A 13083-nucleotide genomic window follows, 5' to 3' on the forward strand; every position below is an offset into this window, starting at 1 on the left:
TGCAATATGAACACCCCCCTCTTCTTATGGGTCAGCGGCTGCACCGAGAAGTGCGCTGATCCTACTGTCCAACTGTAGACGGTTGCCGGGACGTTATTGCTCAATTGAAAAATATCGTTGCGCTAATGCGGGAGCGAGCTTGCTCGCGATGAACCTGGCGTCGACGCGTTTATCCAGGAAGTACGCGCTATCGTTAACGCCCATCGCGAGCAAGCTCGCTCCTACACCAAAAAACGTATCGACCAGTGTCAGCGACAGGGTTGGCAACCCTGTTATTATCCGCGCCAGCGTTCCACGCCTTCTTTCTTCAAGCCGATACGAGCGAATTCATGAGCACTGACAAGACCAATCAGTCCTGGGGCGGCCGCTTCAGTGAACCCGTCGACGCCTTCGTCGCCCGCTTCACCGCCTCCGTCACTTTCGACCAGCGCCTGTATCGCCACGACATCATGGGTTCGATCGCCCACGCCACCATGCTGGCCAAGGTCGGCGTGCTGACCGATGCCGAGCGCGACAGCATCATCGATGGCCTGAAGACCATCCAGGGTGAAATCGAGGCCGGCCAGTTCGACTGGCGCATCGACCTTGAAGACGTCCACATGAACATCGAGGCGCGGCTGACCGACCGCATCGGCGTGACCGGTAAAAAACTGCACACCGGCCGCAGCCGTAACGATCAGGTCGCCACCGATATCCGCCTGTGGTTGCGTGACGAAATCGACCTGATCCTGGCCGAAATCACTCGCCTGCAAAAAGGCTTGCTGGAGCAGGCCGAGCGCGAAGCCGCCAGCATCATGCCAGGGTTCACCCACCTGCAGACCGCCCAGCCAGTGACCTTCGGGCACCACATGCTGGCCTGGTTCGAGATGCTCAGCCGCGACTACGAGCGCCTGGTCGACTGCCGCAAGCGTACCAACCGCATGCCGCTGGGCAGCGCGGCACTGGCCGGCACCACCTACCCGATCGATCGTGAATACACCGCCCAACTGCTGGGTTTCGACGCGGTTGGCGGCAATTCGCTGGATAACGTCTCCGATCGCGATTTCGCGATCGAATTCTGCTCGGCCGCCAGCATCGCGATGATGCACCTTTCGCGCTTCTCCGAAGAGCTGGTGCTGTGGACCAGCGCGCAATTCCAGTTCATCGACCTGCCCGACCGTTTCTGCACCGGCAGCTCGATCATGCCGCAAAAGAAAAACCCTGACGTGCCGGAGCTGGTGCGCGGCAAGACCGGTCGCGTATTCGGCGCGCTGATGGGCCTGCTGACCCTGATGAAAGGCCAGCCCCTGGCCTACAACAAGGATAACCAGGAAGACAAGGAACCGCTGTTCGACGCCGCCGATACCCTGCGCGACTCGCTGCGGGCCTTTGCCGACATGGTGCCGGCGATCAAGCCCAAGCACGCGATGATGCGCGAAGCAGCCCTGCGCGGCTTCTCCACCGCCACCGACCTGGCCGACTACCTGGTGCGTCGCGGCCTGCCATTCCGTGATTGCCACGAAATCGTCGGCCATGCCGTCAAGTACGGCGTGGACAGCGGCAAGGACCTGGCGGAAATGAGCCTGGAAGAACTGCGCAAGTTCAGCGACCAGATCGATCAGGACGTGTTCGCCGTGCTGACCCTCGAAGGCTCGGTCAATGCCCGTAACCACATCGGCGGCACCGCGCCGGCGCAGGTGAAGGCTGCTGTCGCTCGCGGTCAGGCGCTGCTGGCCAGCCGTTAGATAAAAGCTTCGCGGGCAAGCCCGCTCCCACAGGGTTGTGTGTCGTTCGCGAGTCTGCGGCACGACACGAATCCTGTGGGAGCGGGCTTGCCCGCGATGACTGACTTCAGAACGCTACAAAACCTACCTCTTGGCAGCAATCATCGCCATGAACGCCGGCATCGCCGCCTCCTTGTCCGCCGCGATCCGCTTCACATTCGGATTCTGTTCCAGACGCTCCAGCAACGCCTTGGCCTTCGGCATTTCAGCCAACAAATCAATGCCGAACAACTTGTGCGCCACGCCACACGCCAGCGGCACGCTGTACAGAAAGTACAGATCCGCCACGCTCAAGCTGTCGCCAGCCACGTAAGGGCTGAATTTGCCGTGCCGGCCCAACGCAGCCACCCCCAGCAACAGTTCGGCCTTGGTTTTTTCCTTGATCGCATCCGGCAGGGTCATGCCGAAAAACGCTTCGGCGTAGCAGGCGCGCGCCGGCAGCTCGATATACAGTTCGATTTCCCTGGCCAGTGCCAGCACCTGCGCGCGCTCGAACGGGTCGCTCGGCAGCAGCGGCGTACCGTTTTGATTTTGCTCGAGGTACTCGAGGATTATGCTGGTTTCATTGATGAACCCCTGCTCTACGTGCAGCACCGGGACCTTTCCTCGCGGGCTGATGGCCAGTGCTTCGGGGGTGGTTCCACCGTAAAACGGCACTTCTTCGAAAGGCAGTCCTTTTTCCAGCAGCGCCAGTTTGACCATGTTGTAGTAGTTACTGACGGAGAATCCATAAAGCTTGATCATCACAAAGCCTCCAGGCCGTGCGGGGTGGGCAGTGCCTGTTTATAGAACGCTCGAGGGTTTCTTGCCAGCAGCATCACGCCAATGAATACGGGTAAACTGGCCGCCTTTCCCTGAGGAGCCTGCCATGAGCGAGCCAATCGACATCGAAGACGACGAAGAAGAATTCGCCGAAAATACCTTGATCGAAGCTATCGAAAATCAGATCGAAAGCGACAACCCGCCAGCGGCCAAGGCGACCTTCAACAAGTTGACCCTGGTGGGCTACGAGCGGGAAGAGATTCTCAACCTGATGGCTCACGTTTTGGCGGTAGAAATCGACGCGATCCTCGAAGAAGACCGCGCGTTCAATACCGAATGGTACGAAGCCGCGCTGCGCGCATTGCCCGAGTTGCCGCCGCAAAAGCAGTAAGATCAAAAGATCGCAGCCTGCGGCAGCTCCTACCTGGAATGCGATCCATGCAGGAGCTGCCGCAGGCTGCGATCTTTTTCATACGGGTCAAAAAATCTCTGTCGCCAGCACTGGACATGCCGGACAAGCGGGTTCACCTTAGGAGCGCTGTCGTCCAATTCCTAGAAAGTCTGGAGTCCTTATGTCGCTTACCCCTGAGCTGGTTGCCGAACTGGAAGTCCTCGCACTCTTCAACCTGGACAGTTCCCAGGAAGGTCTGAAAATTCATCAGACCGCTGCCCCGAAACACATAGCCGCCGCCAAACGCCTCTTTGAAAAAGAACTGACCGATCAGCCTGATGGTGGCTACCTGACCAGCCTGGGTCGTGATGCCGCGCAAAATGTGCAAAGCGTGCTGACTATTCTTAACGCCGAAGTAACAGCCTGAATTCTGCCGCATCGCCCACGGAGACCCCGATCCAGGGATTTCCGCGGGCACATCCCTCCCTGATTCCTGTCCCCGCCGATAGAAATCTGACGCCAGAAAAATAATTCAGCTTAAAAGTCCTCGCCTCAAGGCGCTAAACTGCCACCACCTGAGACCCCCACGTCCGTGCCCTGCGAGCCGGTTTGAGCTGACATGACCCGCACCCATGAAATCCGCCCCGATCTGGACGAGGGAATCGACCGCAAGGTTCTCAGCCAGCTGCGCGCACGCTTTCTGAAACTCAACGAAGGGCGCATGGCGCGCGCCATGGAAGGCTTGTCGACCCGCCAGCAAGGGGTCCTGACCTTGCTGCCGCTGTTTTTCCACGTTAATCATCCGCTATTGCCCGGCTACGTTTCCGGCAGTACGCCGGCGGGGCTGTCGAATTTCGAACCGGACGCCAATGTCCTCGCAGAAGCCCAGCGCCTGACCCGCTCGTTTTCCTACAAGCCTCGCCACGGCAGCAACCCGCCGAGGCCGATTCACGGACTGTTCCTGATGGGCAGCCTCGGCACCCTGGCCCAGGCCGACCAGAGCGACATGGATGTGTGGGTCTGCCATGGGCCGGACCTGACCGAGAACGAACTCGCCGAACTGCGCAAAAAATGCCAACTGCTGGAAGCCTGGGCCGCCAGCCAAGGCGCCGAAGCGCACTTTTTCCTGATCGAACCGACCCGTTTCGTCCGTGGCGAGCGCGATACCCAGCTGAGTTCGGAGGATTGCGGCACCACCCAGCACTACCTGCTGCTGGACGAGTTTTACCGCACCGCGATCTGGCTGGCCGGGCGTACGCCGATCTGGTGGCTGGTGCCGGTCTACGAAGAATCGAACTACGACCGCTACACCCATACCTTGATCTCCAAACGCTTTATCCGCGCCGATGAAACCCTCGACCTCGGCAACCTGGCCTTTATCCCGCCCGGCGAATTTATCGGCGCCGGGCTCTGGCAGCTGTTCAAGGGCATCGAGTCGCCCTACAAGTCGGTACTCAAGCTGCTGCTGACCGAGGTCTATGCCAGCGAACACCCCTGGGTCCATTGCCTGAGCCTGCGCTTCAAGCAAGCGGTGTTCGCCAACCGGCTCGACCTCGACGAACTGGACCCGTACGTCGTGGTGTACCGGCGCATCGAGGAATACCTGATCGCCCGCAACGAACCGGAACGGCTGGAACTGGTGCGCCGCGCGTTGTACCTGAAGGTCAATCGCAAACTCACCGGCAATAGCCGCACCCAGAGCTGGCAACGCTCTTTGCTCGAGCGCCTGGCCCATGAATGGCGCTGGGACCAGCGCCAACTGGCCCTGCTCGATAGCCGCAGCCAGTGGAAAGTCCGCCAGGTCGGCTCCGAGCGGCGGGCGCTGGTCAATGAACTGAACTACAGCTACCGCTTCCTCACCCAGTTTGCCCGACAGGAGCAAACGGTCAGCCGCATCAACAAGCGCGACCTGAGCGTGCTCGGGCGTCGGCTATACGCCGCGTTCGAGCGCAAGGCCGGCAAAGTCGAGTTCATCAACCCCGGTATCGCCCCGGACCTGGCCGAAGACACCCTGACGCTGGTACACGCGCCGAACAGGAAAGAACCGGGGCAAAGCCAATGGGGTTTGTACAACGGCAGCCTGACGGCGCTGGAGTGGGAACATTTCGCGCCGATCAAACGCAGCCGTCACTTGCTCGAGCTGCTGACCTGGTGCCACCGCAATGGCGTAATCGACAGCAGCACCCGCCTGGCCCTGCACCCTGGCACAAGCGACTTGAGCGAGTTCGAGCTGTTCAACCTGCTCGGCAGCCTGCAACAGACTATCGCCCTGCCCTTGCCCACCGTCGCCGAAGAGCCTCTGCTGCGCGCCAGCGTGCCGAGTGAAGTGCTGATTCTGGTGAATGTCGGCATCGATCCGCTCAAGCACCATCGTGACCTGAACATCCTGATGACCACCGAGCGCACCGATTCCCTGAGCTACGCCGGGGTTCGGGAAAACCTGGTGCTGACGCTGGACCAGGTCACGCTCAATAGCTGGAACGAAGTGCTGGTGGCTCGCTACGACGGCCCCCACGCCCTGCTCGACTGCATTCGCGATTACCTCAACAACCTGCCAGCCGGGCCGCAACAGCCGAAGCTGAAGGTGCGCTGTTTCTGCCATAACCGCGCGCAGTTCATCGCCCAACGGGTGGAAGACATCCTCGACACTGCGCAGAACCTGCTGCTGAGCCGGCTCAATCACCGCTACCTGATCCAGGTCCAGCAGCACTACCACGTGCTGGAGCTGGTGCCGGGACAGGTCCAGCACATCGCACTGGACACCCTGCCGGCGTTGATCGATTACCTGGGTGAAGAAATGGCGAGCTACAGCCCGCTTCACCTGGACCCAAACGCACTGGAGGAGCACGACCTTGCGCTGTTCCTGCCAACGGGCCAGCCGGACTGCATCCAGGTGTTCTACCGGGTCAACGAAGGTCAGGCCGATCTGTACGTGCTCGATGAGTTCAATGCCCTGTGGCAACAACGCCTGCCCTGGCACGACGAGCAAAGCCTGCTGGTGCCGCTGCAGCGTTTCCTGCAATCGATCCAGTACCGTCGCGATGCCCTGTTGCCAATGGACGCTGTCCCCCCCTTGAACCTCGACACCCGGTATTGCCAGTTGTTGCCGTCAGGCCCTGGCCGGGCGCGCCGCATTGAAGCCCGACCGGCGCCGCAGACGCCAGTGAACAAACCGTTTTACGACGTGCAGGCGATCGTTGGCAAAGCCGCACCGGGTCAGGTGCAGGTGACGTTGTATTGCAATCAACGGGAGTTTTCCGAGCTGGAGCATGGCGACCAGCTGTTCAGCGTGGTCGCCCGGGAAATCGTCGGGCAACGCCGGGAAACCGAACGCTACCGCTGCTACATCACCGACCTCGACCTGTCAGGCCTGCTCGGCGAAGGGCAGAGTTCCACCCATTTGTACCTGCGTTACAAAGCAGACCTGGAGCAGGCATTGAACGAGGCGCTCGATCAGGTCTGAAGGGGATGTCACTCCGGGAACGCGCCGCCATTGGCCGGCTGCGATTCGACTTCCAGCAACGTCAGCTTCAGGGTCTTGCCACCCGGAGCCGGCCAATCGATATGCTGGCCAACCTTCAGGCCGAGCAGCGCGCTGCCCACCGGTGCCAGGATCGAGACCTTGCCTTCGTCGGCATTCGCATCCTTGGGGTACACCAGGGTCAGGTGGTAGTCCTTGCCACTGCCTTCTTCCCGGCAATGCACACGGGAATTCATGGTCACGACATCTGCCGGCACTTCATCGTGGCCGACCACGGTATCGGCGCGATCCAGTTCGGTTTGCAACGCAATAACGCCCGGCAGCGTGTCGTCCAGGCTGTCGATCAGACGCTCCAGACGCTGGACGTCCAGACGGGTAAGGGTGATGGAAGGTGCGGTCATGATCTGGGCAGACTCCTTTCTTCTGCACGAAAAAAGCAAAACCCCGCCAGAAAAAGGCGGGGTTTTCACAAGCCTCGATGGGTTGAGGCGTATCCGGACACTATCACAGCTCAAAAAATATACAAGCCGGGGCCGGATGCCAGCACCGCCCCCTGTAGGAGCTGCCGAAGGCTGCGATCTTTTGATCTGGATTTTTGGCGGCTCTGAAGACGCTGAAGATCAAAAGATCGCAGCCTCGCTTCGCTCGACAGCTCCTACAGGGAGGTGGCTTTGCGCTCAGAGGCCTGGGCGCAAATGACACGGCGACGATCATCGTCCGCCGAGCGCCATTCGCGGATGTCTTCGACATGGCGGAAGCAGCCCAGGCAGACTTTCTGCTCGTCCAGCCGGCACACACCGCTGCACGGCGACGGCACCGCCGGGCTGACATTGCTGTAGAGCGGCTTCGGTGGACGGACAGACGCAGGCTGGGTCACGATCTCACAGGCCTTCGAAATCGAGCTCGACACCGGCCTGCTGCTGGACGATACGCTCGAGCATTTCACCCAATTGCTCTTCACTCTTGTCGCACATCCAGCGCTCGCTTTCTTCGTCGTAGTCGAAGTGGAAACCACCGGACACCGCCGCCAGCCACAGCTGACGCAGCGGCTCCTGGCGACTGAAGATCAACTGGCTGCCGTTCTCGAACTTGACGGTCAGCACACCGGCCGAGCTTTCGAGGTCGATATCCAGGTCGCTGTCGTCAAAGATGTCCTCCAGGGTTTGCTGGGTGGCATCGACCAGGTCGTGGAAACGCGCTTCGGACAAACTCATTACGGCAACCTCAAAAAGTGTCTGATCAGGCTCAAGCGCCGCAAGATACGACCGAGCCCCGTCGATTGCAAAGGATAATGACCAAGCGGCCGTCTGTGGGAGCGGGCTTGCTCGCGAAAGCGGTGGTTCAGTCAACAAAGAGGTTGAATGTGCTGGCCCCTTCGCGGGCAAGCCCGCTCCCACAGGGATTGCGTGATACCAACCGGTATCGGCCCAACCCCCGCCGGACGGGCGGCCCGTTGCATAGGCAAGCTGCCGGGTGGCCGGTATACTCCGGCGCAATTAATGCATTTTCAAGGATTTCGCCATGAAGCGCCTGATCTCTTCCCTTGCTGCGCTCCTCGCGGTTGCCTGCCTTGTGTCGGCCTGCGGTCAAAAAGGCCCGCTGTACCTGCCCGATGAAGACCAGGACCCTGTCGAGCAAGCCAAGTCGTCGCAGCAGCAGCCTGCCTCCAAAGCACACAAGCACGACGTCTACCAATAATAAGGGAACCTCATGGACGCTTTTAACTACCGTGACGGTGAACTGTTCGCGGAAGGTGTTGCCCTGTCTGCCATCGCCGAGCGCTTTGGCACACCGACCTACGTTTACTCGCGCGCACACATCGAAGCCCAGTACCTGGCTTATGCCGATGCGCTGGCTGGCACGCCGCACCTGGTGTGCTTCGCAGTCAAGGCCAACTCCAACCTGGGCGTCCTGAATGTCCTGGCGCGTCTGGGCGCCGGTTTCGACATCGTCTCCCGTGGTGAACTGGAGCGTGTACTGGCCGCTGGCGGCAGCGCCGACAAGATCGTGTTCTCCGGCGTCGGCAAGACCCGTGACGACATGCGTCGCGCCCTGGAAGTCGGCGTGCACTGCTTCAACGTCGAATCCACCGACGAGCTCGAACGCCTGCAAGTGGTCGCTGCCGAACTGGGCGTTCGCGCGCCGATTTCGTTGCGCGTCAACCCGGACGTCGATGCCGGCACCCACCCGTACATTTCCACCGGTCTGAAAGAGAACAAGTTCGGCATCGCCATCGCCGACGCCGAAGACGTGTACGTGCGCGCCGCGCAGTTGCCGAACCTGGAAGTGGTCGGCGTCGATTGCCACATCGGTTCGCAACTGACCACCCTGCCGCCGTTCATCGACGCTCTCGACCGCCTGCTGGGCTTGGTCGACCGCCTCGGCGATTGCGGCATCTACCTGCGCCACATCGATCTCGGTGGTGGCCTGGGCGTGCGCTACAAGGACGAGGAGCCGCCACTGGCTGCCGACTACATCAAGGCCGTGCGTGAACGCCTCGACGGTCGCGACCTGGCGCTGGTGTTCGAGCCGGGCCGCTTCATCGTCGCCAACGCCGGTGTATTGCTGACCCAGGTCGAATACCTCAAGCACACCGAGCACAAAGACTTCGCCATCGTCGACGCCGCCATGAACGACCTGATCCGCCCGGCGCTGTACCAGGCCTGGATGGACGTCACGGCCGTGCGCCCGCGTCAATCGTCGGCCCGCGCCTACGACATCGTCGGCCCGATCTGCGAGACCGGCGACTTCCTGGCCAAGGATCGTCAGCTGGCCCTGGAAGAAGGCGACCTGCTGGCCGTGCATTCGGCCGGTGCCTACGGGTTTGTCATGAGTTCCAACTACAACACCCGCGGCCGTACCGCTGAAGTGTTGGTGGACGGTGATCAGGCATTTGAAGTGCGTCGCCGTGAAACGGTAGCCGAGTTGTTTGCTGGCGAAAGCCTGCTGCCGGAGTAAAACCATGCTGCTGCGTTTTACCAAGATGCACGGCCTGGGCAATGACTTCATGGTCCTCGACCTGGTCAGCCAGCACGCGCACATCCTGCCCAAGCATGCCAAGCAATGGGGCGACCGGCACACCGGTATCGGTTTCGACCAGTTGCTGATCGTCGAGGCACCGAGCAATCCGGACGTGGATTTCCGCTACCGGATCTTCAACGCCGACGGTTCCGAAGTGGAACAGTGCGGCAACGGTGCGCGCTGCTTCGCCCGTTTCGTGCTCGACAAGCGCCTGACCGCAAAACGGCTGATTCGCGTCGAGACCAAAAGCGGCATCATCGAACTGGACGTGCGTAACGACGGCCAGATCAGCGTGAACATGGGCGCCCCGCGCCTGGTGCCGGCGGATATTCCGTTCCAGGCACCGGAGCAGGCCCAGAGTTATCAGGTCGACGTCGACGGCACCCCGGTCGATCTGGCCGCCGTGTCCATGGGCAACCCCCATGCCGTGCTGCGGGTCAGCGATATCAACAACGCGCCGGTGCATGAGCTGGGGCCGAAAATCGAACATCACCCGCGCTTCCCGGCACGGGTCAATGTCGGTTTTCTCCAGGTCATCGACCGGAGCCGCGCGCAGTTGCGCGTCTGGGAACGTGGAGCCGGGGAAACCCAGGCTTGCGGAACCGGCGCCTGTGCCGCCGCAGTGGCCGCAATCAGCCAGGGGTGGATGGATTCGCCGCTATTGATCGACCTGCCTGGCGGGCGCTTGTCCATCGAATGGGCAGGCCCTGGCCAGCCGGTGATGATGACCGGACCGGCAGTGCGCGTATACGAAGGACAAGTGCGTCTTTGAGTGAGCGAAACCTATGACAGACAAGCCTCAGGTACCCGCACGACAAGCTGACGAATCACCGTCCGAAAGCCTGGAGGCGGCGGCTGTTGCCGCGTACCTGGAGGCTCATCCGGACTTCTTCGTCGAGCACGAAGAACTGCTCCCGTCATTGCGTATTCCCCATCGACGCGGCGATACGGTGTCGCTGGTGGAGCGTCAGATGACCATTCTGCGCGACCGCAACATTGAACTGCGTCATCGCCTGTCGCATTTGATGGACGTGGCCCGGGACAACGACCGGCTGTTCGAAAAGACCCGTCGCCTGATCCTCGCGCTGATGGACGCCGCCAGCCTGGAAGACGTGGTGATGTGCGTCGAAGACAGCCTGCGCCAGGAATTCCAGGTGCCCTTCGTCAGCCTCATCCTGCTCGGCGACAACGCCATGCCGGTGGGCCGCTGGGCCACTCACGCTGAAGCGCAAGTGGCCATCGGCGGCTTGCTCTCGGAAGACAAAAGCGTCAGCGGCAGCCTGCGCGAGCATGAACTGGACTTCCTGTTCGGCGAAGAACAGCGCAAGCAGATCGGCTCCACCGCGGTCGTCGCCATCAGCTACCAGGGCATCCACGGCATCCTGGCCATCGCCAGCCGTGATCCGCAGCACTACAAAAGCTCGGTGGGCACCTTGTTCCTGAGCTACATCGCTGAAGTCATGGGTCGCGTGCTGCCACGGGTCAACAATTCCCTGCGCTCGGTACGCTGAACATGGAACGACAACTGGACGCTTACTGCGAACACCTGCGCAGTGAGCGGCAGGTGTCGCCGCACACGCTGTCGGCCTACCGCCGCGATCTCGATAAAGTGCTGGGCTGGTGCGTCAAACAGAACATCGGCAGTTGGGCGGCGCTGGACATCCAGCGCCTGCGCAGCCTGATTGCCCGCCTGCACGCCCAAGGGCAATCATCCCGCAGCCTGGCGCGATTGCTGTCGGCCGTTCGCGGGCTCTATCACTACCTCAATCGCGAAGGCCTGTGCGACCACGATCCGGCCAATGGCCTGGCGCCGCCGAAAGGTGAACGCCGCCTGCCGAAAACCCTCGACACCGACCGCGCCCTGCAACTGCTGGAAGGTGGTGTGGAGGATGACTTTCTGGCACGTCGGGACCAGGCGATTCTGGAGTTGTTCTACTCTTCCGGGCTGCGGCTGTCGGAGCTGACAGGGCTCAATCTCGATCAACTCGACCTCGCCGACGGCATGGTCCAGGTGCTCGGCAAAGGTAGCAAGACCCGCATGCTGCCTGTGGGGAAAAAAGCCCGCGAAGCGCTGGAGCAGTGGCTGCCACTTCGGGCCATGGCCAACCCGGCGGACGATGCGGTGTTCGTCAGCCAACAGGGGCGACGTCTCGGCCCCCGAGCGATCCAGGTGCGGGTCAAGGCTGCCGGCGAGCGCGAACTGGGGCAGAACCTGCATCCGCACATGCTGCGGCACTCCTTCGCCAGCCATCTGCTGGAATCCTCCCAGGACCTGCGCGCGGTGCAGGAACTGCTCGGGCACTCGGACATCAAGACCACGCAGATCTACACCCACCTGGACTTCCAGCACCTGGCCACGGTCTACGACAGCGCCCACCCAAGGGCCAAACGCATTAAGGGCGACGATTCATGAGCATTCAGTTGATCACCTTCGACCTCGACGACACCCTGTGGGACACCGCACCCGTCATCGTCAGCGCCGAAGCCATATTGCGTGCATGGCTGACCGAACATGCGCCCAACCTGGGGGCGGTGCCGGTGGAACATTTGTGGGCCATACGCGAACGCATCCTGAGCATCGAGCCGAACCTCAAGCACCGCATCAGCGCCTTGCGCCGGCGCGTGTTGTTCCAGGCCCTGGAAGAAGCCGGATATCCCCACGCCGAAGCGTCGGACCTGGCCGATCAGAGTTTCGAAGTGTTCCTGCATGCCCGGCATCAGCTGGAAATATTTCCAGAGGTGCAACCGACCCTGGAGTTGCTGGCCAACCATTACGCCCTCGGCGTGGTCACCAATGGCAACGCCGATGTGCGTCGACTGGGCCTGGCGGACTACTTCAAGTTTGCGTTGTGCGCCGAAGACATCGGCATCGCCAAACCCGATGCGCGGCTGTTCCATGAAGCCCTGCAACGCGGCGGCGCGACGGCTGATACGGCGGTGCATATTGGCGATCATCCGGGCGATGACATTGCCGGTGCGCAACAAGCGGGGATGCGAGCGATCTGGTTCAACCCGGCGGGCAAGACCTGGGAAGCGGATCGGTTGCCGGATGCCGAAATTTGCAGCCTGACCGAATTGCCGGGGTTGTTGGCGCGGTGGAATACCGTTTAGTTTGAGGTGATGTTGAAAAGATCGCAGCCTGCGGCAGCTCCTACAGGGGTACACATAACCTTGTAGGAGCTGCCGCAGGCTGCGATCTTTTGCTTTTCCATCACCCATGAAAAAGCCCGCAGCGACGGCGGGCTTTTTCAGCAAGCGGGTAGCAGGCTCAGATAGGCCGGCTGCCGTACTTGTTATCCGGCTTCTTGGGAGGATCGGCGACCACATTGGCCTCCACTTCCTGCACCTTGCCACCACGCGCAAGGAACTCTTCCATGGCCTTGGCCAGGGCATCGCGTTCCTTGTTCTTGGCTTCGACACTCGGCAGCTCATCGACCGATACCGCTGCCTTGGCCTTGCCTTTGGCGGTCGGAACCGGCGCATCACCGCCGTCGTCTTCAGCGACGTCTTCCGCCGCTGCTTCCAGACCTTCTTCGGTTTCGTCGTCGTCGCCTACTTCGAGGTCGTCGTTTTCCAGATCATCGTCGCTCATGTTCTACCTCATGACTTGCGAAAAGCAGATTAGTTATAGCCCAGCTTTGCCCTCTGTCGAAGGCTGCCGGAAA

At 61.3% G+C, this 13083-nt stretch carries 15 protein-coding genes; 10 read left to right on the top strand and 5 right to left on the bottom strand.

Annotation, left to right across the window (positions count from 1 at the left end):
* The first annotated feature begins 329 nt into the window (after window positions 1-329).
* A complete protein-coding gene (argH, locus tag ACEN83_RS29395) occupies window positions 330-1724 on the top strand; it encodes an argininosuccinate lyase (protein WP_007978825.1) in 1395 nt (464 codons plus the stop codon).
* Between the two features lie 123 nt (window positions 1725-1847).
* Here the strand turns inward: argH and ACEN83_RS29400 are convergent, their stop codons facing one another.
* Window positions 1848-2507: a glutathione S-transferase family protein gene (locus ACEN83_RS29400; protein ID WP_495579060.1), complete on the bottom strand. Its 660-nt coding sequence runs from the start codon at window positions 2505-2507 to the stop codon at window positions 1848-1850.
* A gap of 124 nt (window positions 2508-2631) precedes the next feature.
* Here ACEN83_RS29400 and ACEN83_RS29405 point away from each other — a divergent pair, with 124 nt between their 5' ends.
* The 3 genes from ACEN83_RS29405 (at window position 2632) to ACEN83_RS29415 (ending at window position 6379) form a co-directional block, all read left to right on the top strand.
* Window positions 2632-2916, top strand: a complete 285-nt coding sequence (locus ACEN83_RS29405) for a hypothetical protein (protein WP_007978820.1) — start codon at window positions 2632-2634, stop codon at window positions 2914-2916.
* Window positions 2917-3097: 181 nt separating this feature from the next.
* Window positions 3098-3343 (top strand): TIGR02647 family protein, encoded by a 246-nt coding sequence (locus ACEN83_RS29410; protein ID WP_007980796.1) that lies wholly within the window; start codon window positions 3098-3100, stop codon window positions 3341-3343.
* A gap of 192 nt (window positions 3344-3535) precedes the next feature.
* Window positions 3536-6379, top strand: a complete 2844-nt coding sequence (locus ACEN83_RS29415; protein ID WP_495579061.1) for a class I adenylate cyclase — start codon at window positions 3536-3538, stop codon at window positions 6377-6379.
* Between the two features lie 8 nt (window positions 6380-6387).
* Here ACEN83_RS29415 and rnk read toward each other — a convergent pair whose 3' ends face one another.
* The 3 genes from rnk to cyaY form a co-directional block, all read right to left on the bottom strand.
* A complete protein-coding gene (gene rnk, locus ACEN83_RS29420; protein WP_007980800.1) occupies window positions 6388-6798 on the bottom strand; it encodes a nucleoside diphosphate kinase regulator in 411 nt (136 codons plus the stop codon).
* 254 nt (window positions 6799-7052) lie between these two features.
* Entirely contained in the window at window positions 7053-7274 is a 222-nt protein-coding gene (locus ACEN83_RS29425) for a DUF1289 domain-containing protein (RefSeq protein ID WP_493725635.1), read from the bottom strand.
* A gap of 4 nt (window positions 7275-7278) precedes the next feature.
* Window positions 7279-7611 carry an iron donor protein CyaY gene (cyaY, locus tag ACEN83_RS29430; RefSeq protein WP_007980802.1) on the bottom strand — a complete coding sequence of 111 codons (333 nt, stop codon included), beginning with the start codon at window positions 7609-7611 and terminating at the stop codon, window positions 7279-7281.
* A gap of 307 nt (window positions 7612-7918) precedes the next feature.
* Between cyaY and lptM the strand changes: the two genes are divergently transcribed.
* From lptM to ACEN83_RS29460, 6 genes are read left to right on the top strand one after another with little or no spacing between them, the layout of a single operon-like run.
* A complete protein-coding gene (gene lptM / locus ACEN83_RS29435) occupies window positions 7919-8095 on the top strand; it encodes an LPS translocon maturation chaperone LptM (protein WP_007980804.1) in 177 nt (58 codons plus the stop codon).
* 12 nt (window positions 8096-8107) lie between these two features.
* On the top strand, window positions 8108-9355 hold the full coding sequence (gene lysA / locus ACEN83_RS29440; RefSeq protein ID WP_495579062.1) for a diaminopimelate decarboxylase: 1248 nt from the start codon (window positions 8108-8110) through the stop codon (window positions 9353-9355).
* Between the two features lie 4 nt (window positions 9356-9359).
* Window positions 9360-10190, top strand: coding sequence for a diaminopimelate epimerase (dapF, locus tag ACEN83_RS29445; protein WP_007980808.1), 831 nt, complete (start codon window positions 9360-9362; stop codon window positions 10188-10190).
* 13 nt (window positions 10191-10203) lie between these two features.
* On the top strand, window positions 10204-10929 hold the full coding sequence (locus ACEN83_RS29450) for a DUF484 family protein (protein ID WP_218481085.1): 726 nt from the start codon (window positions 10204-10206) through the stop codon (window positions 10927-10929).
* Window positions 10930-10931: 2 nt separating this feature from the next.
* Window positions 10932-11831 (top strand): tyrosine recombinase XerC, encoded by a 900-nt coding sequence (xerC, locus tag ACEN83_RS29455; RefSeq protein WP_495579063.1) that lies wholly within the window; start codon window positions 10932-10934, stop codon window positions 11829-11831.
* Entirely contained in the window at window positions 11828-12529 is a 702-nt protein-coding gene (locus ACEN83_RS29460) for an HAD family hydrolase (RefSeq protein WP_495579064.1), read from the top strand. Before xerC ends, ACEN83_RS29460 begins: the two co-directional genes overlap by 4 nt.
* A 157-nt stretch (window positions 12530-12686) precedes the next feature.
* Here ACEN83_RS29460 and sutA read toward each other — a convergent pair whose 3' ends face one another.
* On the bottom strand, window positions 12687-13010 hold the full coding sequence (gene sutA, locus ACEN83_RS29465; RefSeq protein WP_007980816.1) for a dormancy-specific transcriptional regulator SutA: 324 nt from the start codon (window positions 13008-13010) through the stop codon (window positions 12687-12689).
* Window positions 13011-13083 lie beyond the last annotated feature (73 nt).

The sequence above is a fragment of the Pseudomonas sp. Pseusp49 genome, assembly GCF_059491875.1.